Origin of the sequence: Rhabdobacter roseus, assembly GCF_014202275.1 — a bacterium.
Taxonomy (GTDB): domain Bacteria; phylum Bacteroidota; class Bacteroidia; order Cytophagales; family Spirosomataceae; genus Rhabdobacter; species Rhabdobacter roseus.
On the sequence record NZ_JACHGF010000005.1, the window covers coordinates 374,460 to 399,741 of the forward strand.

At 54.7% G+C, this 25,282-nt stretch carries 21 protein-coding genes; 8 read left to right on the forward strand and 13 right to left on the reverse strand.

Annotated elements, in window-relative coordinates; genetic code table 11:
- Positions 1 to 5 precede the first annotated feature (5 nt).
- From HNQ92_RS17880 to HNQ92_RS17900, 5 genes are all read left to right on the forward strand, one after another.
- On the forward strand, positions 6 to 1,478 hold the full coding sequence (locus HNQ92_RS17880; protein ID WP_184175700.1) for a RagB/SusD family nutrient uptake outer membrane protein: 1,473 nt from the start codon (positions 6 to 8) through the stop codon (positions 1,476 to 1,478).
- 88 nt (positions 1,479 to 1,566) lie between these two features.
- Entirely contained in the window at positions 1,567 to 3,339 is a 1,773-nt protein-coding gene (locus HNQ92_RS17885) for a hypothetical protein (RefSeq protein ID WP_221307477.1), read from the forward strand.
- Between the two features lie 274 nt (positions 3,340 to 3,613).
- Positions 3,614 to 6,163, forward strand: a complete 2,550-nt coding sequence (locus HNQ92_RS17890) for a DUF7133 domain-containing protein (protein WP_184175702.1) — start codon at positions 3,614 to 3,616, stop codon at positions 6,161 to 6,163.
- Between the two features lie 10 nt (positions 6,164 to 6,173).
- The gene (locus HNQ92_RS17895; RefSeq protein WP_184175704.1) at positions 6,174 to 7,277 is read left to right on the forward strand and encodes a sugar phosphate isomerase/epimerase family protein; all 1,104 of its coding nucleotides are present in this window, start codon (positions 6,174 to 6,176) and stop codon (positions 7,275 to 7,277) included.
- Between the two features lie 39 nt (positions 7,278 to 7,316).
- On the forward strand, positions 7,317 to 8,114 hold the full coding sequence (locus tag HNQ92_RS17900; protein ID WP_184175706.1) for an SDR family NAD(P)-dependent oxidoreductase: 798 nt from the start codon (positions 7,317 to 7,319) through the stop codon (positions 8,112 to 8,114).
- Between the two features lie 24 nt (positions 8,115 to 8,138).
- On the opposite strand, the gene HNQ92_RS17905 is transcribed toward HNQ92_RS17900, so the two are convergent.
- Together HNQ92_RS17905 and HNQ92_RS17910 are read right to left on the reverse strand one after the other, a co-directional pair.
- On the reverse strand, positions 8,139 to 9,467 hold the full coding sequence (locus HNQ92_RS17905) for a GntP family permease (RefSeq protein WP_184175707.1): 1,329 nt from the start codon (positions 9,465 to 9,467) through the stop codon (positions 8,139 to 8,141).
- Positions 9,468 to 9,562: 95 nt separating this feature from the next.
- Positions 9,563 to 10,459: a hypothetical protein gene (locus HNQ92_RS17910; protein ID WP_184175709.1), complete on the reverse strand. Its 897-nt coding sequence runs from the start codon at positions 10,457 to 10,459 to the stop codon at positions 9,563 to 9,565.
- 588 nt (positions 10,460 to 11,047) lie between these two features.
- On the opposite strand from HNQ92_RS17910, the gene HNQ92_RS17915 reads away from it, so the two are divergent.
- Positions 11,048 to 11,461 (forward strand): type II toxin-antitoxin system VapC family toxin, encoded by a 414-nt coding sequence (locus HNQ92_RS17915; RefSeq protein ID WP_184175711.1) that lies wholly within the window; start codon positions 11,048 to 11,050, stop codon positions 11,459 to 11,461.
- Positions 11,462 to 11,552: 91 nt separating this feature from the next.
- A complete protein-coding gene (locus HNQ92_RS17920) occupies positions 11,553 to 12,455 on the forward strand; it encodes a DNA-3-methyladenine glycosylase family protein (protein WP_184175714.1) in 903 nt (300 codons plus the stop codon).
- Positions 12,456 to 12,464: 9 nt separating this feature from the next.
- On the opposite strand, the gene HNQ92_RS17925 is transcribed toward HNQ92_RS17920, so the two are convergent.
- The 9 genes from HNQ92_RS17925 to HNQ92_RS17965 form a co-directional block, all read right to left on the reverse strand.
- On the reverse strand, positions 12,465 to 13,139 hold the full coding sequence (locus HNQ92_RS17925) for an SGNH/GDSL hydrolase family protein (RefSeq protein ID WP_184175716.1): 675 nt from the start codon (positions 13,137 to 13,139) through the stop codon (positions 12,465 to 12,467).
- A gap of 78 nt (positions 13,140 to 13,217) precedes the next feature.
- The gene (locus HNQ92_RS17930) at positions 13,218 to 13,985 is read right to left on the reverse strand and encodes a LytR/AlgR family response regulator transcription factor (protein ID WP_184175718.1); all 768 of its coding nucleotides are present in this window, start codon (positions 13,983 to 13,985) and stop codon (positions 13,218 to 13,220) included.
- A 361-nt stretch (positions 13,986 to 14,346) separates the two neighbouring features.
- Positions 14,347 to 15,384, reverse strand: coding sequence for a ligand-binding sensor domain-containing protein (locus HNQ92_RS17935; protein WP_246440376.1), 1,038 nt, complete (start codon positions 15,382 to 15,384; stop codon positions 14,347 to 14,349).
- Positions 15,385 to 15,493: 109 nt separating this feature from the next.
- A complete protein-coding gene (locus HNQ92_RS17940) occupies positions 15,494 to 17,233 on the reverse strand; it encodes a serine hydrolase domain-containing protein (RefSeq protein ID WP_184175720.1) in 1,740 nt (579 codons plus the stop codon).
- 469 nt (positions 17,234 to 17,702) lie between these two features.
- Entirely contained in the window at positions 17,703 to 19,142 is a 1,440-nt protein-coding gene (locus tag HNQ92_RS17945) for a sulfatase family protein (RefSeq protein ID WP_184175722.1), read from the reverse strand.
- A gap of 125 nt (positions 19,143 to 19,267) precedes the next feature.
- Complete coding sequence (locus HNQ92_RS17950; RefSeq protein WP_184175724.1) at positions 19,268 to 20,179, reverse strand: ATP-binding cassette domain-containing protein; 912 nt, start codon at positions 20,177 to 20,179, stop codon at positions 19,268 to 19,270.
- Entirely contained in the window at positions 20,160 to 20,834 is a 675-nt protein-coding gene (gene modB, locus HNQ92_RS17955; RefSeq protein WP_184175734.1) for a molybdate ABC transporter permease subunit, read from the reverse strand. Before modB ends, HNQ92_RS17950 begins: the two co-directional genes overlap by 20 nt.
- Before the next feature lie 41 nt (positions 20,835 to 20,875).
- The gene (modA, locus tag HNQ92_RS17960; protein ID WP_184175736.1) at positions 20,876 to 21,661 is read right to left on the reverse strand and encodes a molybdate ABC transporter substrate-binding protein; all 786 of its coding nucleotides are present in this window, start codon (positions 21,659 to 21,661) and stop codon (positions 20,876 to 20,878) included.
- Positions 21,662 to 21,780: 119 nt separating this feature from the next.
- Entirely contained in the window at positions 21,781 to 22,938 is a 1,158-nt protein-coding gene (locus HNQ92_RS17965; RefSeq protein WP_184175738.1) for an FAD-dependent oxidoreductase, read from the reverse strand.
- Positions 22,939 to 23,109: 171 nt separating this feature from the next.
- Between HNQ92_RS17965 and HNQ92_RS17970 the strand changes: the two genes are divergently transcribed.
- Positions 23,110 to 23,586 (forward strand): Rid family hydrolase, encoded by a 477-nt coding sequence (locus tag HNQ92_RS17970; protein WP_184175740.1) that lies wholly within the window; start codon positions 23,110 to 23,112, stop codon positions 23,584 to 23,586.
- A 42-nt stretch (positions 23,587 to 23,628) separates the two neighbouring features.
- Here the strand turns inward: HNQ92_RS17970 and HNQ92_RS17975 are convergent, their stop codons facing one another.
- Both HNQ92_RS17975 and HNQ92_RS17980 read right to left on the reverse strand, forming a co-directional pair.
- Positions 23,629 to 23,802, reverse strand: coding sequence for a hypothetical protein (locus tag HNQ92_RS17975; RefSeq protein WP_184175742.1), 174 nt, complete (start codon positions 23,800 to 23,802; stop codon positions 23,629 to 23,631).
- A 37-nt stretch (positions 23,803 to 23,839) separates the two neighbouring features.
- Positions 23,840 to 25,246 carry a purine-cytosine permease family protein gene (locus HNQ92_RS17980; protein ID WP_184175744.1) on the reverse strand — a complete coding sequence of 469 codons (1,407 nt, stop codon included), beginning with the start codon at positions 25,244 to 25,246 and terminating at the stop codon, positions 23,840 to 23,842.
- Positions 25,247 to 25,282 lie beyond the last annotated feature (36 nt).

Sequence of the window (25,282 nt, forward strand, 5' to 3'; positions counted from 1 at the left end):
CAGACATGAAAAAGATCCTATACTCTACCTTGCTGATAGTGAGCGTTTGCCTGTCAGCCTGCGACAAATTTTTGGAGCTTACGCCGGAGTCTGAATACAGTGTGGCGGGGGCGTACAAAACGCAAAATGATTTTCAACAAGCCATTGCGGGTGTATACTCAACTCAACAGGGCCTGTACTCCTCTAACGAATCCTGGTTCCGGAAAATCATCGCCCGAACGGACGAGATCAGCACGGGCCAACTATATCTGGAGGGAATGGACCAGTTTATAGACAATGCCACGCATCCGTGGGTGAACCAATCCTGGAATTCGCATTATAGACTTATCAGCCTTAGTAATCTGATTCTCGATAAAATAGACCAAGGAGAATTTACCGACCCCACGATGCACGACTACATCAAGGGAGAAGCCTACCTGTTCCGGGCTTATTCTTACTGGACGCTCGGATGGATCTTTGGCGGGGTACCTTTGCTGGATAAACCGCTCTCTATCGCCGAAACCAAAAAGGTAAAACGCGCCACGCAGGACGAGACCTTTGCCTTTGCCGTAGAGGACTACAAAAAAGCCATTGCGCTGCTTCCCGCCGAGTGGACTGGCGCCAACAAAGGTAGAGTCACCAAGTACGCCGCCGAAGGGATGCTGGCCCGGCTCCATCTGTTTAAAGCGCAGTTTGCCCTGGCCAAGCCCTTGCTGGCCGATATTATTAGCTCGGATAAATACGCCCTGGAAAGCAACTACCGCAACGTTTTCAACGATGGCTTCGATAACGGCAAAGAGCGGGTCTGGGAAGTACAGTTTACCGGAGGATTAAACGGGGAAGGTCAGACCTTTACAACCGGCCTATTGCCAGAAGGATTTAATGACAAAGCCCTCATGCCTTTCTCGGGTTACTCAACGGCTATGCGGGTGGCACCCAGCCATTACAACAGCTACGAAAAAGGGGACTTGCGGAGAGATCTGTCTATTCTCAAAGGCTGGACCAGCATTACCGGGGTAAAGGATACCGTATCCATGTTTGTTATCAAGTACCATCCGTATACCTACGTACCCAAAACGCAAAGTGACTGGGCCAATAACCTACCTATTCTGCGCTACACGGATGTCAAGATGATGTACGCCGAAGTGCTAAACGAAGAGGGCTATGTGGCCGGTGGAGAGGCTTTTACTATCCTGAACGAAGTCAGAAAACGGGCCGGACTTCCTGCCAAGACGGCTACTGAGCTCCCAACCCAGGTGTCCTTCCGCGAGGCGCTGAGAAAAGAACGGCGGTCTGAATTTGCTTTTGAAGGGCTTAGATGGTTGGATTTGGTAAGATGGAAGATAGCCGAGGAAACCATGAATCAATTTTTAGCCTTGCCTCTGGAAGGGGGTGGAATCTATTCCATGAAGCCTACCAATACCCTTTTCGCGATCCCCTTTGAGGAAATTTCCCGCTATGGGGATGAATCGGTGCTTTGGCAAAATCCGGGCTACTGAAAGCTGGTGAGGGTTTTGGTCAATGACTATGTCTGATTTGACCAAAACCCTTTTTTGATTTTTTATTCCTAAATAAACCTTACGTTCTATGTTGAATAAAATAGTAGCGCTCGCTCTACTGGTACTGGGGACCTCAGGTACTTTACGATCCAATCCGTATAAAGACGATTATATCCAGTATGAAGCCATTCAGCTAACGGCCGCCGAGAAGCAGCTGCTGCGAGAGTCGCTGGATAAGCTCCACGACCGGTACGACCCCAAGGAAAAAATGCTGACCAAAACGCTGACCGGCTGGAACTACCATACCGACGCCGAAAGTGGGGTTTTTCACGAAGTAAGGGCTTCGTTTGGCTACGCCGTGGCCTTGCTTGACCTGGGCGAGAAGCAATACGAACAACGGGCTTTTGACATTATCCGAAAGACCATTTCCCTGCAAGATACCATCAGTACAAACAAAACGGCCGGTATCTGGCCTTACTACCTGGAAGAACCGCTGGCTACCAAAAAATCGCCCGCCGATTGGAATTGGGCCGATTTCAACGGCGTTAGCCTGTTGGATATTTACATGGGCCATCAGGAGAAGCTTCCGGAGGACTTAAAAGCCATAATCCGAACGTCTTTGATCTACGCGGCCCGATCCATCCAGAAGCGAGATGTGCAGCCGGGGTACACCAATATCGCGATTATGGGTACTTACGTGACGTACATGACGTCTCATCTGTTTGACCTGCCCGCCATGAAAGTCTACGCCAAAAACCGGCTGGATCACTTTTATGAGTATACGCTAAAACGTGGGTTTACCGAGTACAATAGCCCCACCTATACGGTGGTAGCCCTGGATGAGCTGGACCGAATGAAAAGGCATATTGTGGAGAAAGACTCCAAGCAGAAAATCGAATCGTTGTATACAACGGCTTGGGAAGTTATAGCCAAACATTATCACAAGCCCTCGGGGCAGTGGGCCGGGCCACACAGCCGGGCGTATAGTTCGTTGCTCATGCCTACGGTAAACGGTATTTTCAAGCAGGCCTCCAACGGCCGGATTGATCTTCCGGGTGCCACGCCGCGCAACGACGTGAAGATTAAACACCAGATCCCGGAGCACTTGATGCCCTATTTTTTGGCCCCCAAGTACCCGCGTACCCAGCAGGATGTCTTGTCTATTGATGATCCAAAAATCATCGGTACTACCTACCTTACGGATCAATACGCTCTGTCCTCAGCGAACCGTTCGAGCCTGTGGAACCAACGTCGACCATTTCTGGCTTACTGGGGTACGCCTGCCCAACCGCACTACCTGCAAGTTCGCTTGCTGCACGATCTTTATGATTTTAGTGCCGCCAGCTTTTACAGCGAACAGAAAGAAAATAACATCCTGGCCGCCATTACTTTTCTGACCAACGGGGGAGACAAGCACATTAGCATTGACAAACTACAAAATGGAAAATTCAAAGCCAAAGACCTGCGCCTGCGGTTTGAATTTGGAAACATAGCGGCCGACCAGCTCAAGGTACCTTCGTCCGAAAACGCCGCCCTGACTTTAACGTTGAACGGATTGCAATTTGATCTGCAGCTATACCATGCGGTTTTTGGCCCGTTAAAAGGTCATTGGGAAAAAGGCGGCGACGAGAAAGCAGCTTGGATTGACTATGTTCTTTACGCTGGCCAGGAAACGGAGCTTGATTTGACGACCCTTGAAGAAGCGGCCTTAGGTTTCACCTTCAGCCTGAAAGGCGCGGGAGAAAAAGCCAAATCGGAGGCCCCGGCCGTTTCAAAACAAGGTGAAGACCTGGAGGCCCGCTGGAAGGGATTGCACGTACGCGTCCCCACAAAACCCATGATTCAGCCTAAAAACCTCTGATTATTCCTACGCTTATGGCCTAACCGCTTTTCGGGGTACCTATGTGCGTAGGTACCCCGAGGTACTTTAGCCGCTGGGAAAACCTAAATTTACCCTTAGCTTAATCAAGCTTGACGCTATTTCCCTCTTTTGTCAATAGCCCTACTTCATCTTTATGCGGTGTTTGTATAAACATTCTTGCTTATAATTGGAATATATTGCAAATTAGGAGCTTACTTAGAAAGGCTGCCCTTTGTTCTGTTTCCGGCACCTCTTACTAGCAAAGGGTACTTTCATGCGCATCCCACGGCTCTTTTTTTACCTGCTTGTCATACTTATCCTGCCCAGTTATTCTGAGGTCCAGAATGGGCTTCAGGAAGGACCTTCCCCGCCCAAATCGCCCGCGGAAGAAGCGAAGACGTTCCGGGTGGAGCCGGGCTTTCAAGTGCAGCTGGTGGCGGCCGAGCCTCTGGTGCAAGATCCGGTGGTCATTACCTTCGACGAGGATGGGCGCCTGTGGGTGGTGGAGATGCGCGGCTTCATGCCCGACATCGACGGCAACGGCGAAGAACAGCCCCTGGGCCGGATCTCGATCCTGGAAGACCTGGATGCCGACGGCACCATGGACAAAAGTACCCTTTACCTCGATAGCCTCATCCTGCCCCGAGCGCTCGGGCTGGTCAAAGGAGGTGCACTCGTAGCCGAAAACCACGCGCTGTGGCTTACCCAGGACCTTGACGGCGACCTAATGGCCGACCGCAAAGTACTGCTCGATGCTACCTACGCCCGCATCGGTAGCCCCGAACATACCGACAACGGACTGCTCAGAAACGTGGACAACTGGTACTACAGCGCCAAGTCCAGGCTCCGCTACCGGCTACAAAACGGGCAATGGGTGCGCGACAGCACCGAAGCGCGCGGCCAGTGGGGCATCAGCCACGACGAGCAAGGACGGCTTTTCTATAACTATAACTGGTCGCAGCTGCACGCCGACCTGGTGCCGCCCAACTACCTTTTCCGCAACAAACACCACCTCCCCTCCACGGGCATCGACCACGGGTTGACCATCGACCGCAAGGTTTTCCCCATCCGGCCCAATCCCGCCGTCAACCGGGGGTACATTCCGGGTACTTTAGATGCCGAAGGCAAGCTCCTGGAGTTCACGGCCGCCTGCTCGCCGCTGGTTTTTCAAAGTACCCTTTTCCCCCAAGCCTACCGGGGCAACGTCTTCGTCTGCGAGCCTGCTGGTAACCTCATCAAACGCAACGTGGTGAAAGAAGTGGGTATTGAGCTGCAAGCCTACGACCCCAATCCCGGCCGGGAGTTTATGGCCTCAACCGACGAGCGTTTTCGGCCCGTCCACACGGCCGTAGGGCCGGACGGGGCCCTCTACGTGGCCGACATGTACCGGGGGCTGATTCAGCACGGCTCCTACGTGACGCCCTACCTGCGCGAGCAGACCCTCCAGAGGCAGCTGGTGTTGCCTATCCAGCGCGGCCGGATCTGGCGCATTGTACCGGAGGGCTGGGTACCTACCAGAGCGCCGCGGCTTTCGCAGGCAAGTACCCCAGCGCTGGTGGAGCGGCTGGCTCACGCCGACGGCTGGCACCGGAACACGGCCCAGCGCCTCCTCGTGGAGCGCAACGACCCGGCTGTGGGGGGTACTTTGCGGAAGGTAGTTCAGAGCGGCTCCTCCGAGCTGGGGCGGTTTCACGCGCTCTGGACGCTCGAAGGCCTGGGATGGCTGGAGCCCGAGCTGCTCTTCGGCCTCCTGACGGACCGCTCGGTTTTGCTCCAAACGACCGCCCTGCGGCTCCTGGAAAACCCGGCTCGTCACGACCCCGCCACGCGAATACGACTGGAAGAAAAAATGCTGACGCTGGCCCAGCGGGCGTCTGCCAGGCAGGCACTACAGCTGGCCCTGAGTGCCCAGGTGCTGAGCCCGGAGGCAGCAACTACGATTTTGATTAAACTAGTGACGGACCACGGCGAACTACCCCTCATCCGTGACGCCGTGCTAAGTAGCCTGGAACACCGGGAGTTTTCTTTATTGCAAACCATATGGACCGCCAAAGCCTGGGAAACCGCTGATCCGGCCAAGGAGATTTTTCTGGAAATGCTCACCGCGGCCATCATGAAAAAGGGCGATAGCCAGGAGCTTCGGGCGTTGCTAGCGCTGCTCACTACACCCGAACCCACCACCGACTGGAAAGAAAAAGTGGTGCTCACGGGCATGGCCATCCAGGCGGGTAACAGCACGGCGATGGGCAAGATAAGCTTGGAAAGCGAACCGTTGCTCTTCAAAAAAAACAATCTACCCCTCGACGGCGGTCGGCTGGAAAGGCTCAAGCGGCTATTTTCCTGGCCGGGCTACTCGCCCGACACCAGCTCCGTGGCGGTGGCTACGCTGAGCCAGGAGGCTCTCCGGCAGTTTGCGCTGGGTCGCCAAAAGTACCTGGTCACCTGCGTGGGCTGCCACGGCTCCGACGGCGCGGGCGTCAGCCGCCTGGGGCCACCGCTCTCGCGCTCCGAATGGGTCCTTGGCGACGACCGCCGTCTTTCGCTGATCGTGCTGCACGGCCTGGAGGGGCCCCTGGAAGTAGCCGGTAAGCAATACGACGCTCCGGAGATCTTGCCCGTGATGCCCGCCCACTCTACCCTCGACGACGCCGGGATTGCCGCCATCCTGACCTACATCCGCAATGAATGGGGCAACCAGGCACCTGCCGTCAGCGGCCGCACGGTGGCTACTACCCGCCACACCACCCAGGGGCGCGTTTACCCATGGAACGCTCCGGAACTCAATAAGCACATGGAAACCTTACCCCTGCCTACCAAACCCTAACGACCTACCTATGAACCCAAACCAAGTACCTCCCGACGCCCCTCAGCCCGACCGACGAGCTTTTCTACGCACGGCGGGGCTGGGCGCGGCGGCCCTTGCCTTGTCTCAGGCGGCGTTTGCATCCCTAGCGCCAGGTACCCCTATGGGCATTGTGGTGCATTCCTACGCACTCCGCTGGAATCCTAAAGTCGAAAGTACCAGGTACCCCGGTTTCCAGAATGCCCTCCAGCTGATGGAGCATTGCCAAAAAATCGGGGCCGGGGGAGTGCAGGTGGGCGTGAGTAACTGGGCCACGGATTTTTCTAAAAAAGTGCGGGACGTCCGCGAAAAGCTCGGCCTGTACCTGGAAGGCAGCATTGGGCTACCCAAGTCGGCCAGCGACCAGGGTACTTTTGAAAAAGAGGTACTGGCGGCCAAAGAAGCCGGAGCTACCGTACTCCGGACCGTCTGCCTCAGCGGGCGGCGCTACGAAAACTTCCGCTCCGAGGCCGACTTCCAGGCCTTCCGGCAAAACGCCCGGCAGTCGCTGCGGCTGGCCGCTCCCATTGTACAAAAACACAAGATGAAGCTGGCCGTCGAAAACCACAAAGACTGGCGGGCCGAGGAGCTCGTGGAGCTCATCAAAGAGCTCAGTAACGAGTGGGTGGGCGTCACGCTCGACTTCGGCAATAACGTTTCGTTGCTCGAAGATCCGGCGGAAGTCATCCGACGCCTGGCTCCCTACGCCTTTTCGACCCACGTCAAAGACATGGGGGTGCAGGAGTACCCGCAGGGTTTTTTACTTTCCGAAGTACCTCTGGGGCAAGGCATCGTGAATTTGAAAGAAGGCGTTGCCCTTTGCCAAAAGTACAATCCAAACATCACTTTTAATTTGGAAATGATCACCCGCGACCCGCTTGAAGTACCCTGCCTGGGCGAAGCCTACTGGGCTACCCTAGGTACCCTCCCGGCCTCCCACCTGGCTAGTACCCTCAGGATGGTGCGCGAGCGGAGCTTTCCCCAAAAACTACCCTCCGTCAGCGGCCTCGATTCTGAGCAACGCCTGGCCTTTGAAGAACAAAATATTCTATCTTGCCTGGCCTTTAGCAAAAGTACCCTGCGTTTGGGTACCTAGCCTTTTTCCAATCCTACTTTTATAGAAGAACAACCAACCATGAGTATTCCTTCTTCCCTGGCGGCGCTGCCCGGCATCAAGCTTTTTGACCTAACCGGCCGCACGGCCATTATTACCGGAGGCTCCAAAGGCCTCGGACTGGCTATGGCCGCCGGACTGGCCTCGGCCGGGGCCAACCTCATGCTCGTCAACCGCAACGGGGCCGAAGGTACCCTGGCCGCGCAGGAACTGGCCGCGGAGTACGGTGTAAGGACCGTCGCCTTTGCCGCCGACGTATGTGATCAGCAACAAACCGAAACCATGGCCCAAATCGCGATGGATACCTTCGGCCGGATTGACATCCTTATCAACAGCGCCGGGATCAACATCCGGGGGGCCATCGACGAGCTCAGTCCCGACGATTTCAAGAAAGTGATGGATGTGAACGTCAATGGTACCTGGCTGTGTAGCCGGGCCGTAACGCCCTACATGAAGCAGGCCAACAAGGGGAGCATCATCAACCTGGCCAGTACCCTGGGCCTGGTGGGCCTCGCCAACCGCACGCCCTACGCGTCCAGCAAGGGCGCCGTGGTGCAGATGACCCGCGCGCTGGCGCTGGAGCTGGCTCCCTTTAACATCACCGTCAACGCCATTTGTCCGGGGCCTTTCCTGACCGAGATGAACCTCCCCATTGCCGACACCGAAGAGGGGCTGAAATTTGTGGTAGGAGCCACCGCGCTGGGCCGGTGGGGACACCTCAAAGAAATCCAGGGCGCGGCTCTTTTCCTGGCCAGCGACGCCGGCACCTACATGGTGGGCTCCATGCTCACCGTCGACGGCGGCTGGACGGCCCGCTAGCCAGTAGGTACTTTGCCGCGTTTTTTACACGAAAAGCGTGATCAGGTAGATCGTCACGATGGCCGTCAGGGACATGATCAGCGTACCGAGGCTGTGCGACTGGTTGCCCTGCTTGATGGTGAGGCCCGACAGCTGCGTGACGGCCCAAAAGAAGCTGTCGTTGGCGTGCGAAATAGCAATGGCCCCCGCGCCGGTAGCCAGTACCGCAAAGACCCGCATGGTTTCGGAGTCCAGCCCCAGTACGCCCAGCAGGGGCGCAATGATGGAGGCCGTGGTGATCATGGCTACGGTGGAAGAGCCCTGGGCGGTTTTCAGCGAAAAGGCAATCAGGAAGGGCAGAAAAATTCCCCAATTGGCGTTGCTCATGCTGGAGCTCACCAGGTCGCCAATCCCGGAATTTTGGAGCATTTTTCCAAATACGCCCCCCGCCCCGGTGATCAAAATGACGGGCGCGGCGATTTGGATGGCTTCGCCCAACCAGCCGGTGGCCGACAGCAGCTTGCGGTCCAGCTTGGCCGGAAGCGTAAAGGACAAAAAAGCACCAATCAGGAGCGCAATCACCGGGCTACCGATGAAGAGAATCACCGTAATGAACCGGCCGTCGCCCAGGGGCTGCGTGGGGTACTTGGCAATGGAAGCCAGGATAATCAGCAGCAAAGGTACCAGAATGGGCAAGAAGGCGGAAAAAGCGGAGGGATACTGGCGCTGGTCTTTTTCTACTTCCACAGTGGCCATCTTGGGTTGCAGGGGGATGTTTGCCACAAATTTTTTCACAAAAAAATAGCTGGGGATCAGCGTGATAAAACTCACGATAAGCCCCCAGAAAATGATCATCCCCAGGTCGGCCTCCAGGATGCCAGCCGTGGCAATGGGCCCCGGCGTGGGCGGCACCAGCGAGTGACTGGCCGTAGCGCCCAGGGCCACGGCGATGGTGGTGGCGGCGTAAGGTACCTTGCCTTTCAGCGACAGCGACTTGCTGATGGGATTCATCATGATGAAGGTACTGTCGCCAAACACCGGGATCGAGAGGATGTAGCCGCAAATCATCATGGCTACCGTCACCGACTTTTTCCCGATCCAGGAAAGTACCTTTTCGGCAATGACGAGCGCGCCGCCGGTTTTTTCCAGGAAAGTACCCAGGATCACCCCCAGCAAAATGAGCAGCCCAATACTTCCCAGTATCCCCCCGAAACCGTCCGAGATCGACTTCAGGATCAGGTCGGTGGACATGCCCGAAAGCAATCCGTACAGGATGGCCCCCACAAACAGGGCCAGAAAAGGGTGGATTTCAAACTTGACAATGGCAATCAGGATGACCGCCAGGGCAAACAGAATAGTCAGGAGGGTTAGCATGTTGGGTTTGGTAGCTGAGGTACTAGGTTTGGGTAGTTTAAAAAATAAAATTTCACTTCAAAAAATGCACAGGGGCAGGATTAAAAACAGGATCGCTAGGGTACTTCGACGTCTTTTTGAGCTCGGGTTTTTCCCAGCCAAATGCGGCTGCTCTTGCCCTGCCAAACATCCTTTTTCGCCACCTGATAGGTAAGCCCCGGAAAGGTAAAGTCGGCGTTGTATTTTCCGGCGGGCACCGCGTCAAAAGCATCGTACGTAAGCGTGATCAACCTGCTTTCCTTACTTTTAAGTACCGACAGCCATTCCCGCTTCCAGCCATTCCAGGGCTCCGGCTTTTCGACGGCCAGGTGGTGCGTGTAGGGCTTTTGATGAGTACCTCGGAACGATAGCCCGTTGGTAAAATAGTGAAACAGCGCCGTACCCATTTTATCCGGGTCCAAATGGTAGAGATCTTCCTCGTCGCGGTTGGTCAGTCGTAGCTCCAGGGTCACTTTTCCCGAACCCGCCACTTGCACCGAAACTACCTCACAGGCCAGGCCCTGGCGGTACTGCCCCGCTTGCCGCAAGGCGTCCATGATCCGGGGGTCGCTTCGGGGGTCGGAAGTACCTGGCACATTGGGACCAATAAAATCATTGGGATTAATAAAATCAATCGACAGCAGGTACTCGTTGTAAAAAGTAGGCTTGGTATAAATCACCGGCCCTTTGGGTAAGTAAGAAGAATACCCCGACAGAATCGTCCCGGCATAGATTTCCCGGCCGCGGGCATAGACCGCAAACTGACCCTGATCGGCTTCTTTGAGTACCGTCCGGTCGTTTTTGAGATAAACCAAGTGGCTGGAAAAATCATAGAACTCAACGTCACTGGTTGTGATAACCATCGAATCATTGATCTTAATCCCAAACCCAGCCTCCGAATCTGGACCGTTAGGTGTACAACCCAGCAGGAATAGCAGGCCGCCCAGAAGAAAGTACCTGGCGAATGTCTTCATGACCTTGGCATTTTTAAAATACACATTTTCAGAAATGATTTCTAACGAAGATTGTATACGTTTACAAGGCCGGGGCGTTGGGTTCAGGTTGCTATTTTTGGTGCTTCAGTACCCAAAAGCAGCAGGTACCCTATAATATACCCATTTCTTCTAGCCAAAGTACCTTGATCCTTTTTTACCCAATAGCTGCAAGCCCGGTGCAAGCTCAGGTACCTTGGTATGCTTTTCTAGGAGAAGAAATTTGGGACACGGCATACGATTGGGGTCCATAACGCCCTTCAGCAACCTGCCCTTGCTGGTTCAAGTTGTCAAGCTTTTGCCAGGAAAAAATAGAAAAAAATGGTATTTTTGAGAAAAAAGGAAAATGAAGATTTACCGGTATAAAACGAAGATTTCCGAAAGCGGCTCCATTCAGCTTCCGCTTAATCCAGCTCTTTATGACCAAGAAGTAGAAATACTCATTTTGCCCAAATCTCTAGAAAAAGAGCAAAAGTTAAAAGCCATTGACTTCATAACCAAGTGGGCCGGTTTTTTGAAAAGTACCCCTACCGATAGCACCAAGTATGATTACCTTATGGAAAAATACAAATGAAAAGGGTTCTTTTCGATACTAATATCATACTTGACATTGCCCTGGAACGTGCGCCTCACTTTGAAGATGCTTTTGAATTGTTTGCTCTGATAGATCAACAGTTACTAGTTGGGCACATTACGGCATCTACTGTTACTGATATTTACTACATCGCGAAAAAAGAAAAAGGGCACCAGGTAGCCGTTGACTTTTTGGAAGGTTTGGTCAGCCTTGTTGAGGTGATTGGAATTGATAAAGACATTATTTTGCAAGCTTTGGCCGCCGAAATGAAAGATTTTGAAGATGCCGTTCAAGCTTCCGCAGCCGAAGTAAATGACATTGAATTCATTATTACCCGAAACAAAAGCGATTTTACGAATACCTCCGTCCAAATTGCTACGCCTAAAGAATTTTTAAGCTACCCTAGATGATAGCCACTGGGCATTGGTTTGTAATGCTGACCTAAAGACACTTTGCTTCCTGCCGCTATTCATAGGTCTACACCCCCAAGTACCCCTTTTCATGACTACGCTTCAACTACCCACTCCACCGCTGTTCAGCTTTCAGGAGTGCCTCTGGTTTCTGGACCGCAACTACGACGACATCATGCACCGCGTAGCGCCCGAGGTACTTTTGAAGCCTTTTCGGGTGGCAGGAGAAGCCGTGCTGGTGGAAGTGACGGAGCAGACGGGGTACCTGCAACTGCGGGTACTGCAAGGTACTTTGACCGACGAGGCAGAGCTGCTCCGCCAGGTCACCGAGCTCTTCGACCTCACCACCGACCTGGCGCCTTTTTACAAGTACCTCCGCGCCGACCCTGAGCTGGCCTTTATGGCCGAGCAGTACCACGGGCTGCGGCTGGTGGGCATCCCTGACCTCTTCGAGGCGCTGTGCTGGAGTATCATCGGGCAGCAGATCAACCTTACGTTTGCCTACCGGCTCAAGCGCCGCCTCGTCGAAGCCTACGGGGAGCCGATCCGGTACCAGGACGAAACCTTCTACCTTTTCCCGACACCCGCTCAGCTGGCGGCCCTAACGCCCGAAGCGCTGCGCGCGCTGCAATTCTCGACCCGCAAGGCCGAGTACCTCATTGGGGTGGCACGGGCTTTTACCGAAGGTACTTTGTCCAAAGAAATCCTGCAAGCGCTGCCGACGACCGAAGCCATGCTCGGGGCGCTGGTGGCGCACAAGGGCATCGGCCAGTGGACTGCCAACTACGCCCTCATGAAATCGCTCAAGGTACCTACCTGCATCCCCTACGGCGACGTGGGCCTCTACAACGCCCTGCGGGCCGTGAAAGGACTGCCGCGCCGCCCCAGCCGCCCGGAGCTGGACGCGGTCTTTGAGCCCTTTCGGGGCTGGGAAGGGTACCTGACGTTTTACCTCTGGCGCACGCTGGCTAGCCCGGTGCTGAAGTACCCCTAAAGTACCTATCTACTTCGGCAGCGCCTCCATCATGCGCTCGGCCACAAACTTGTTACCCGCTTCGGTCAGGTGCACGCGGTCGGTGGTAAGGATGCCCTTTTCGTCGTTATTGGCGTTATTTTGCTCCAGGTACTTTTGGAAATCCTTGCGCAGGTCCACCAGGGGTAGGTTGTGCTTGGCGGCCAGCTCCCGGATAAACTGCGCGTAGCGGTTCAGGTCGCCGTCCTGCTCGTTGGAGTAGTCGGTTTTTTCGCCAATCACCGAGGGCGTACACAAGATCACTTTGGCGTTCTGAGCCTGGAGTTTTTTGATGATGGCTTCGTAGAATTTCACGTACTTATCCGGGTCGGTGCCGGTGCCGTGGGTACGCTTGTGCCACACGTCGTTGATCCCCACGTAGATGTACACTACGTCGGGCTGCTTGGCCAGTACGTCTTCCTCCATGCGCAGGTACAGATCGTACACTTTATTGCCGCCAATGCCCGCGCCCAGGAGCTCGTAGCGGCTGCCCAGGCCCTTGGCCTTGAGCATGTCGCGCAGCTGCGTAATGTAGCCCGTCGGGTTGACGCCCGCCTGGGTAATGGAGTCACCGAAGAAAATAACGCGCAGGGGCTTGTCCTGCTGCATGGCCAGAAACGGCAGCGAAAGGAAGGTAATGCGAAGGAATTGAAAAAAAGAACGCATGGGTTTACGAAAAAAAAATGAAGTACTGTATTGGCTCAGAAAAGTACGCAAAGTACCCAAACTAATCACCTGGCCCGATTATTCTTCAAACCAGCGCCGAAAAAAAGGCGCTTTTTCTTTACTGACCGTGATGGCCTCGCCAGCGGCGGCGGGCACGAGCAGCTCCAGCCGCCCCGAATAGTGCGTACGGTAGCCTTCCAGCGCCTCTTTGCGCACCGTGTGCTGCCGACTGGCCCGAAAGAAGTCGGCGGGGTCGAGCAGGTCGTCTAGCTCGTCCAGCGAGGGGTAGTCGGTAATGAGCCGCTCGCCTTCGGTCGTGACCAGCCAGATCACTTCGTCGCGCACAAACAAAGCCACGCGCTCAGTGGGTACGGCCACGATGGTGCGGTGGTGGTGCGCCAGAAAACGACGCTTGTAGACCCGGGCCGGGCGCTTCTCGAGCTGCTCCAGCAAGGTACTGAGCTGAGCTGGGTAGTGCAGCGGGGTACTTTCGCGCAAGCGGTGGAACTTCTCAAAAGCGCAGCGCAGCTCCTCTTCGCCGATGGGCTTGAGCAGGTAGTCCACGCTGTTGAGCTTAAAAGCCCGGATGGCGTAGGCGTCGTAGGCGGTGGTGAAAATAAGGGGGCAGTCGGTAGGTACCTGCCGAAAAATATCGAAGCTAACGCCGTCGGACAGCTGGATGTCGGCCAGGATGAGGTCGGGCTGGGGGTGCTCGGCAAACCATTGCAACGCCTGGCTGATGCTCTCGAGCGGCCCTTCCAGCACGGCCTCGGGCTCGATGTGGCGGACTTCTTTGACCAGCGAGCGGGCAATCAGCGGTTCGTCTTCCAGGATTAAGATGCGCATAGCAGAGGGTACTTTATCTTTTCAAAGACTACTTTCTACCAAATCTCCCCTTACGATTGCGCTTTAAAAGCTATTCAGAAGTAGCTTTTCTCCCGCCAAACTACCCGTTAAATTACACCTACTTCCTATAAATAAAGGTTATTGTCGACCTATCAGCATATCATCCCCTTGAAGCAAAATCTTAGGTAGCAGAAGTGGGTCTATCTCATTTACTCAGCTAATTTCTGAAAGTGAGCCAGCGCGGCTGCCGTATTGATTTATGAGACGACAATTTGAAATGGTTTCTTGAAGGTCTGGTTCAGCCCTTTGGTCGTCAGGCTGAGCCCAGCAAAACGGACGTTTTGAGAAACCGCTATACACCTTATCGCTTACCCTCTTTACTTTTAAAGTCCGTGATGGTCTTTCCGTCATACCGATACACTGCACCTACAGATCCAAACCAAATACTTCCATCGTTAGCTTCTAAAAGTGCCAAAAAAGCTGGTGGTCCTGACATGATTTCGGTTACAGTTGGCATTTCATCGTACAGCGACTTTGCATCATAACGGGAAAGTGCCCAAACCTCCCCATAAGGAGGGCTCACACAACCAGTAGTCCAGATGTTTCCTTTCTTATCTTCGATTATAGCATAAACACCCCTCTGCGACACCTTAGTAAAGGTACTGCCGTCATAGCGCCAAAGACCATCGGCTCCAAGCCAAATATTGCCTTTTCTATCTTCGATTATCGAAAAAACGTTGTGAAAGGCTTTACCGTCTTTATTTCTGAAAACGGTAAATGTTTTTCCATCATAGAAGAAGGCATCACCCCTTGTACCAAACCATAATTTCCCAGTTTTGTCTTCCATGATAGTAGTAATATCATCATTAGGAAGTCCTTCTTTAGTTGTAAAATTTCGAAAAGATTCCCCATCGTAACGGCTTACGCCACCTCCAGTGCCGAACCAAATAACGCCGGCTTTATCTTCATAAATAAACATAACCTGATTACTGGCAAGTCCCTCCCTGGTTGTGAAATGTTGGAAGGTTTTGCCATTGTAATAATAAACACCAGAATCTCTGGAAGCGAACCAAAGATTTCCTTTTCGATCTTCCAGCACATCCCAGTAAATGAGCGGATCTATTTTACCATATGTGAGATTAGTAAACGATTTTCCATCATAGCGAAAAACACCACCTCCTGTGCCAGCAATCAAAATGTCTCCGTTTCTGGCTTGCTTTATATTCCGAACCTGACCCATAGGCACCTTGGAGGTAGCCGCCTCTTTAAGTTGAGACTCGGAGTAGCCATTGTGTGCTTTACTGAAATTATCTTGTGTTACGTTTGTTTGGTTTTGCCCATAGGAGGGGTGAAAAACAACCATCAAGAATAAAGCATATACGTGTATGTACTTCATCATTTCTTTTAATTACTTAAAAATTTCAATTCACCTTATTTTTTGCTGCGATCTTCATCGAGTTCAATAGCATCTGAAACAGTGTGATCCGCTAATTCGCCTCAAATAGCTATTATTTTTCAACGAGATCACAATCCGTAACCAAGCCGTCGGAGGTCAGATGGACGAGTATATAGGTGTCCGGCTGATTGGACTTCAATTGGTACGTTACTATTTCGCTTACCTCGCTATCATGGCGTTGAATTCCCCGGCCTGCCACGTTTTCGGAATGAATAAAAGTTAAGGATTTCAACGTTTCCGGCTCGCGCATTCCTCCTGCAAAATCGCGTTTGGCTCCCAACGTGAGGCCTGATGCTTCTTCTAATAGTTTACCCCCTTTTACCATAGCCTGCAAAGCCGCCATGATTTTGGGTGTACGTGACGGATCAGGATCGGCATTGGTTTTCTGGGCATCGGCGAGCGGCCCGATACGTGGTACTTTCCGCTGATAGCCTTGATCATTGTCTTCAAGCGTGAAGCCGGTCACATTTCCATTGGCGTCGGGATTGAAGATCACAGAAACATTCCGGTCAGTCGATGTAAACTTATTATGAGCGACGGGCACAAATTCTTCGTCAATAAACCCATCTTCCAAGGTAAAAATCCGCTGATTATCAGCCTCAAAAGTAATAATTCGATTATTAAATAGTTCATATCGACCTTCGAAAGCCGTTAGAGTTTTGGGATCCACATCTACTGCGGCCGGTTTAGTCTTTACGGGAAATCCATCCCAGTGGTAGTAGTCCGCGATAAAATCAACAATCCTGCCCATCATATGCGAGTTATCATTCGCATTGATCATGATCACAATGCCTTGTCCTTTGTCCACACTCGCGGTCAATAACGCATCAAAGCCCTCGTCGCGCCCATTGTGACCGAAGCGGAGCGTCGTACTGTCACCCTGCAAAAAAACACCAAGTCCATCCCTGTTTTTCTGATCTGTCAACATTTGTCGGGTCATGGACTGGGATAATACACTCCCTGATTTTCCAGCATAAGCATTCTGAATGCCAATAGCGAATCGAGCCAGATCGGACGGCGTAGTCCACAATCCCGCGGCGGCCATCTCAGGATAAATGTGCCAGCGACCTTCCACTAAACTTCGATTGTTGTAGTGACCAGTTGCCGTCAATTTTGCCAGTTCCGGAGGTAAAGGTTGTTGGTAGGTACTATTGTTCATACCAAGTGGCGAAAGCACCTTATTTTTCATGAATTCCGGAAAAGCAGCGCCCGTCACATCCACCATCAGTTGCTGCATGACGGTATAACCGCCACCTGAATACCTCCAGCGGGAGCCCGGAACGAAGTCTACGCGAACCGGTGGTGTATTGGCTGGGGCTGTCCCATCCAGAATCTGAACTACCGAAGGGATCTTCGCGCCCACCGTGTACCCCGGGAATCCGTGCACGGTAAGACCGGTGGTATGACTGAGTATCCCGCGCAGTGTAACCTTTTTGTCATTTGTAAATTCATTATCAGGCACTTTCCAACTTTTAAGTTTTACGTTCACATGCTCATCCAGCAAAAGTTTATTCTGTTCAACAAGATACAGAGCGCCCATAGCCGCAACCGATTTGCTCACCGAGCCTGCCTGAAACAGAGTGTTCGTCGTGACGGGCACCTTTCCATCCTTATCAATAAATCCGTATGACTGAGCCTTCAGGATTTTTCCGTCCTGAATGATCGCGAGGGACAAACCGGGAATACCCCGCTTCTGCATTTGGCTCCGGATAAAATCGTCCAGATCATCCGCGTGGACGTGAAATACAATGAATAGAAAGGAAAGAATCAGAAAGAGGCGTTGGTTTTTCATGGGATGGTTTGGTCAGAATGGATTTCAGTCACTAAGGTGGGTCGCCACTAAGGTGGACCGCAAAGCTAAACGCTTCTATTCGGTCGTCCGTTAATGACCGGTAAAAGAAGGTTAACGAAATGTAAAAGTTGCCGCTTCGGCAGTCCGATTTTATGGACTGCTATGGATTTTCGTCCCTGAGAAGTTGGATATACTATACAAAAATTTGCCTATACAAGTGTCTTACAAAAACGCTCGATTTTTGCGACGAAAGTATTGCACTAGTCGTCGGTGTCCACAAACAGACGGTCGTCTGTTTGTCTTTGTGGGTCTTGGCATCCAAATTACAGCTTAATACATATGCTTGATAATACGTTGAACTTTATCGGGCGTTGAGTAGCGCTCATCAAGGAATTTGCTAAGATCACTAGATTACAGTCGAACTACCCTTTTTCCGCAACCAGCGGTCGCTGAAGATTAACTCTTTTTCTCAAAAAGGTCCCTTATCCGTATTCCGGGTAGCCCGGCGGGTGGTGCCTGGCATTTCGCCGTATTGGGTCGGCACGTTGAGTTTTTCACCCGTAAACCAATCGAATCGGCTGGGCGTGAGGTTCTGGGGCAGGGTGTCGTCGGTGTCGTTGCTCCACTGTTTCAGGACCAGTCGCAGCTTTTGCAGCTCCTGGGTGTACTTGGGGTCCTTGATCAGGTTGGTGAGCTGCAGGGGGTCGGCGCGGCAGTCATAGAGCTCCTCCACGGGCCGGGGACTCATGAATTGCTCTTTCTGAAGTACCTCCAAAGTACCCTCCTCGTAGGCCCGCACCAGCTCCTGGAAGCTGGCCGAGTGGTGTACATCCGCCGCCGACGACAGGGGGAATTGCGGCCGGGCGTTGGTGATGTAGAGCCAATCTTTGGTACGTACCATCCGCTCGTAGGCCTCGTAGTCGTGCCAATTGTGCTCGGCAAAAACGTACTGCCGGAAGGTACTTTGGGGCTGCTGAAGCACCTTGGTAAAGCTACGGCCCTGGAAGTGCGCCGCGGGCGTAACGCCCGCCAGCTCCAGGATGGTAGGTGCCAGGTCGATGACGCTGATGAGGCTTTCCGAAACCACGTTTTTGGCCGACGTCCCGGCGGGCCAGCGCAGTACGAAGGGCGTTTTGATGCCTTCGTCGTAGAGGCGGGTTTTGGTGCGGGGGAAGGGCCGCCCGTTGTCGGCCATGACCAGCAGCAGCGTATTATCCAGCACGCCCTGTTTTTCCAGCTCTTCTACTACTTTGCCCACGTAAGCGTCGAAGCGGCTAATTTCGTCGTAGTACCTGGCTAGGTCTTCGCGCGTGGCGGGCTTGTTGAGCAGGTAAGGCGGGGGCACTACGCCCGAAGCAGGATTGGTACCGCTGTACTCGTTCTCGCCCCACTCGCGGTGGGCGTCCAGCGCCGCCAGCCACGTAAAAAAGGGCTTGTCACGCGGGCGGTTCTGGAGCGCATCCAGCCATAAGGCCTCGCCACCGTCGCCGATGTTTTTTTGCTGCACCAGGTCAAAATCCGGCTCGGCGTTGGGGCCCAGGTGCCATTTCCCCGACGACACGCAGTGGTACCCCGCCTGGCGCAGGTACCTGGGGAAGGTAGCCACCTCGGCGGGTAGCGGCGTGTGCAGCTCGGCGGCGCCGGTGTTGTGTGGGTAGCGGCCCGACAAGATACTGGCCCGGCTGGGACTGCACGAACTGGCCGTTAGGAAAACATTCGTAAAGCGCACGCCCTCAGCGGCCAGACGGTCGATGTGGGGCGTCTTGACGGCCCCGTTGCCGTAGCAGCCCAGGTCGTTCCAGCTCACGTCGTCGGCAATAAAAATGACGACGTTGGGCGGCGGGGTACTTTGCCCCAGCGCCCAGGTACCTGCCAGCCAACCTATCAGAAACAGTAATGCGTTTTTCATGCTTATTATTAAAAGATTCATTCTCTTACTCCTCTATACGTCAGGGGTACCTTGAGATACGCAGCAAAAGGTCATTTTGCTACGTCGAAAAGCGATTTTTACAAAAAAGTACTTCCCAAAACTACCTACTTGATCCACTCCACGATGGGGGCCTCCACCGAGTAGCGTAGCCAAAAAGCGCGCCCCGGCGTCATAGACTCGGCCAGGTGCCGCGGTAGCCGCAGGTTGTGGATGGCACCTTGCATCAGCGCCTGCACCAGCGCGTGGTCGGCTTCTACCCGGCACGCAAGTACCTCTCCGTACAGTCCGGGGCCTTCTGCCTCGGCCGCCTGGGCGTAGACCGCCGCCGGGCTTCCCTCCCGCACCAGCTTGCCTTCTTCGAGTACCAGCACGTGGTCAGCCAGGCGGAATAGCTCCGCCAGGTCGTGCGTGACGAGGATGATCGTCAGCTGGTAGCGGCGGTGCCACTGGAGCAGCAGCTCCTGAAGGCGCAAACGCATGTCGCGGTCGAGGGCCGAGAGGGGCTCGTCCAGCAAAAGTACCCTGGGCCCGGCTACCGATGGCTCAGCCAGCTGCCGCACCAGGGCCCGCGCCAGGGCCACCCGCTGCTGCTGCCCGCCCGAGAGCTGCGCTGGTTTGCGGTGGGCCAGTTGGCCTAGCTCGGTCTGGCTTAGGAGCTCGTCTACCACCGCCGGGTTTTGGCCTTTTTCCAGCGCAAAGGTCAGGTTTTGGCGTACCGTCAGGTGCGGAAACAGGGCGTAATCCTGAAACACAAAGCCGACGCGCCGCTGCTGCGGAGGTACCTGGATTTTTTTTTCGGTGTCCAGCCAGGTTTCGTTTCCTACTTTTATGATTCCCACCTGCGGCCGCACGAGCCCGGCCAGGAGCCGCAGCAGGGTCGTTTTGCCCGCGCCGGACGGTCCCGTCAGGGCCACGATCTGCCCGGCCCGCACCCGGAAATCCACCTTCAGGGGTACTTGCCCGGTGGCCGTAGACAGGCTATGCCGCAGGGTTATGTCAAGCAGGGTATCGGACACGCAGCAGGCGGTTATTGAAAGTATACACCAATAGCAAAATGACGAAGGTCACCACAAAAAGCACCAGCGCGTACTGGTTGGCCACGGAGTAGTTGAGGGCCTCCACTTCGTTATAAATAGCCACCGAAGCCACTTTGGTAACACCGGGAATGTTACCACCGATCATCAAAACGACCCCAAACTCTCCCACCGTGTGCGCAAAGGTAAGGACGAGGGCCGTCAGGATGGCCGATTTGCAATTGGGCAAAAGTACCTTAAAAAAGGTTTCGGAGGTACTTTTGCCCAGCGTGTAAGACGCCTCCCGCAGCGAGGCCGGCAGCGACTGCAAGCCCGCCTGAAGCGGGTACACCATAAACGGCAGGCTATAAATCACCGAAGCCACCACCAGCCCCGGAAACGAAAACACCAGCCGCAGCCCCAGCGTGGCTTCAATCCAGGCCCCAAAGGCGTAGGACGGGCTGAAGGCCAGCAGCAGGTAAAACCCCAGCACCGAGGGCGGCAGCACCAGCGGCATCCCGATCACGGCCTCCACCAGTACCCGCCCCCGAAACCGCGTATAGGCCAGCCAGTAGGCCAGCGGCAGCGCCAGCACGAGCAGGATCAGGGTGGTGAGCGCGGCCAGTCGGAAGGTGAGCCAGAGGGGTTGAGGGTCCATGCAGGGGTACTTTTAGGGTACTTTTCTTGAAAAATAACTACCTAGGGTAAATCATCGACTGAGTAGCCGTACTTGCGGAAAATGACCTTGGCGGATTCGGAAAAAAGAAAATTATAAAAAGCCTCGCTAGCTTCGCGCTTGGGCGAAGCAGCGCTGTGGCGCAGCAGAATGGCTGCCTGCTCGATGGGCCGGTAGGTGGTCGAATCCAGTTTGATCCAGCGCCCTTTGCCCTTCATTTCGGGTGAAAGTACCATCGACAGGGCCGTAAAACCTACGTCGGCGGACCGGGTGGTGATGTAGTGAGACGTCTGGGCGATGCTCTCGCCAAAGACCAGCTTTCCTTTGACCTGCTCGTAGATTCCCGCCTGCTGAAGTACCTCCAAGGCGGCTTCGCCGTAGGGCGCCGTGCGCGGATTGGCAATGGCGATTTTCCGGATGGCGTCGGAAGTGAGCCGCGCGAGGTCCGGGCCACTGCGGGTGGTGTCCATGGTCCAGAGTACCAAAGTACCCTGGGCGTAGACGCGCGGCGGCTGCTCGCTGCCGCCGTTTCGGTGGATTTCGGCGGGGTACTTGGTATCGGCCGACACGAATACGTCGAACGGCGCGCCTTCACGGATTTGGGTCGTGAGCTTACCCGACGAGCTCACGACGAGCTCCAGCTTCCGGTCCGACTGCCGCTCAAATTCCGCTTTGAGCTCCTGCATCACAAACTGCACGTTGGCGGCGGTAGCCACCACGATGTTTTCGTTGGGCCGCGAGCAGCTTGCCCCAAACCACAGCGCGCCAAGTACTACAAAAAGTACTACCCTGTTTTTGATTGTGTTCATCGCTTTCTTTTCCACCCAGGTACCCTGGCAGCCGGGTAAAGGTAGTAAAGAAGATGCTACGGGACAATAAAGCGCACAGCCCAATGCCGCACCTCACCTGCGAGGGTACTTGGCCCAAACTACCCCCGCATGTCGGCCATGAGCTTTTGCAGGGTCGTCACTACTTTTTCGGTTTGCTCGCGGCTGGGCGTGGTGTCCCAGTTGCCCACGATGCCATTGCCGCCCAGGTAGATGCCGTCCTTGCGTGAAATGAAGTTGGCCCCGCGCGTGGAGAGCTTGTAGGTGACGTTGCTCTGCGGAATGAGGCAGGAAAGCTGCCCCGATACCGGCGTGAGTTCTTCGTCGTTGAACACCCTTTTGGCCCCCAGCCCCATGCAGTTGACGATTACCTTCTCGGGCAGGGCGTCGATGTCTTCCAGCTTTTTGATTTCCTGAATTTTTACTTTGCCCCCGTACAGCATAAAATCGCTTAGCTGGTCATGCAGGTAGCTCGGTATGTTGAACATCAGGTTGGAGCGGCGGGTTACATACTCGGCCTTGAAGGGGTGCTCCTTTTTGCTGAGCTGCACCCGCTCGGGCAGTAGGCCCGGAATATCGTATACCTCCCCGCCCGCCGCCGAGGTACCGGCGCGCTGGGGTACTTCGTCGTACACGCTGTACTCTTCGCCCCAGCAGGCGATGTCGTTCAGGCCCAGTAAAAACTGAAAGCGCCGAAACGAAAACCGCGTGGCCTCCTCCCACACCGACCGAAACTCCGGCCGGGCCACCGCCGGATCGCACACCCGCGAGGCCGGCGACCAGGTACCTGTGGCCAGGTTGGAGGTAACGTTGGGCGGCACGTCCTTGGTGTAGATCGTCACCTCGCAGCCGCTCTCCTGGAGCAGCCGGGCGGTGGCGATGCCCACCGTACCGCAGCCCAGCAAGGCTACTTTTTTTTCGTTGGTAGCCAGTACCATTTGGCGGGCCAGGTGGCCCGTTCCCCACGAAAGCGACCAGCCACTCCCGCCGTGGCCGTAGTTGTGCACGATGGTTTTGTGGCCCAACTGCTCGGTTTCGAGCCGCGGCCCCGACGCCCGAAAGGGGCGCAGTCCCACGGTTTCTTTCACGATGCGGTCCATCGAGAGGCGGAGCTTCGGGATCTGGTGGTACCCGCGGTTGATATGAAAATGTTTGTCGGTAAATTGGGGTGACGTCTGCGGCGAGCAGGCGGCCACTACCCCCGACGAAAGGGCCAAAGTACCCAGTCCGGCTTTTTGAAAGAAAAGTCTGCGATTCATAACCAAGAGGAGAAAAAGGAGGCCGTAGAGATTTTTACAGACTAAAATTAGGCAAGAGGTACTTGTTTGCAAATTTTATACTTTACATTTTTACAAATACAGAATTAAATTTTACAAAAAATAGTTTATTTGCAATTTTTACTAACCATAATTCAATAAACCCAAGATGATATGAAAACTACCTGTACGCTGCTTCTGCTGGTACTTGGCCTGGCGGCCCGCGCGCAAAGTGTGGAATTTTACGGCTCGCCCAGCTCCATCATTTCGTCGGGGGCGGTCATTCCCGAAGGGAAAAAAATGCTCTGGACGAGCGGCATCACGGCGGGCGTAGCCGACAGCAGCGCGCAGGCCGGTACCGCCGCCCGCTTCGGCGACACCAAAACCCAGGCTCTGAATATCCTAGGTACCTTACAAAAAACGCTGAAAGAAAAAGGCCTGACTTTTAGGGAAGTACTGATGCTGCGCGTGTACGTGGCACCCGACAAGTACACCGGCCAGTACGACTACAAGGGCTGGAACGAAGCCTACAGCCAGTTTTTTGGCACCAAAGAAAACCCCACCAAACCGATCCGGTCGACGATCGGGGTGGCGGGGCTGGTGAGTGCCGATAAGTTTATTGAAATAGAACTGGTGGCGGTCTATCCCTGAAAGTACCTCCGTAAGGGTACTTGCACGATTTGAAAAGTACCCTTAGCGCTTCATAATGCGGGTGATGCCCACAAACCAAAGTACCATGCCCACGGCCATGAGGTTTTTGTGCTCGGCGTTAGAGATGGTACCCGTAAAAACCAGCACGGCGGGTACGATCGTGAGCAAAAGCCCCAGCGCCGCCAGCAGGTAAAAGAGTGTTTTGAATAGCGTCATGATGATGGAGATCTGAATGAATAAAAAGTACCTTGGCTTAAGCAACCGGCTCGGCAACGGACTTGGTCTGGAAAGCCTTGCTCAGGCCCACGTACAGCCCCACCGCAATAAACCAGCCGGGCAGCCCCAGGAAAAAGATCTCGACGCCCGCCAGCCAGTTCATGGACAGGCACAGCGCCAGCGTAAGTACCCAGGTGAGGGCCGCGGCCAGGTTGGTACGTAGGCCCTTCTTCAGCGCATACTCCTGCCGTAGGCCCAGCCGCGGCAGCAGGTACACGTCGGAGAAAATAATGGCCCCCATGGGCATGAGCAGCAGCCCGTAGAGCGCCACGAAGTCGAGCAGGCGCATCACCAGCGCCGGAAACATGGCCGCCGTGGTGGTGATGAGGCCCACCAGCAGCGTGATTTTCCAGGTTTTCCACTTGGGATACCACGACTGCAACGCCAGCCCCGCGCGGTAGATGGTCGGGTTGGCGGTAGTCCAGCCCGCAATGACCACGCAAACTACCCCCGCCAGCCCGGCGGCGTAGAAAGCCACTGGTCCCGGCGCAAACTCGAGCTTATTGGAAGCCTGCTGCAAGAAAACGGCGTACAAAATCCCCGAGGCCATCCAGGCAATGTAGTGCCCCAGAAACATCCCCGCGCCCGAGGTGAGCCCGGCTTTCCAGCTGCGGGCGTAGCGGAGTACGGACATGTCGGCCATGCCGATGTGCATGGCCATGTTGCAGAACCAGGCAAAAAACAGCACGTGCCAGAACGTAAACTGCGACTGCCCCGCCAAAGGTACCCCGGTCCAGATTTTTTCCTGCGCTACGCCCCAAAAATCGCCCACGGAGGTAATGCCCAACTCGGGCAGCACCGCAATGGCCGCCGCCAGAAACACCAGAAACAGCCAGGGTGCCGCCAGGTTGGCAAAGTACGACACAAAATCGTAGCCCAGCATGGCCACGAGGGTCGTGACGAGCCCCACCACCAGCACGATCACGATCCAGAGGCCGCTGTTGGGCAGCACGTCCTGGAGCGTAGGCAGGGGTACTTCAAAGGGAATCCCCACCGCCGTGGCCGACACGGCGATCATGGACCCCGCCAAGAAGCAGAACATCAGGGCATTGACTAAGTTATAGATTTTTGTGAGGGTAGGTCCGCAGATTTTTTCCAGCTTGAAGTACAGCGTAATGCGCTCCTTCACGGCGATGGGTGCACACAGAAACGCCCAGCTCAGCACGGCCAGGATATTGCCCAGGAGCAAGCCCAGCACCAGGTCGCCCGCCGCCACACCGTGCGCCACAAACAACGGCCCGATCACAAACTCGGTACCGGCCGTGTGCTCCCCGGCGTACATCCCCAGAAAACTCCGTCCGCTGCGTAGCTTCCGGTCCGGTACGCGTTCGCGCTCGTACTCCTCCACGGCGTTCAGCCGCTCGGTCAATTGAGAGAATTTCATGAAAAGGGGAAGGTTATTTTTGGGATTAAAATATAG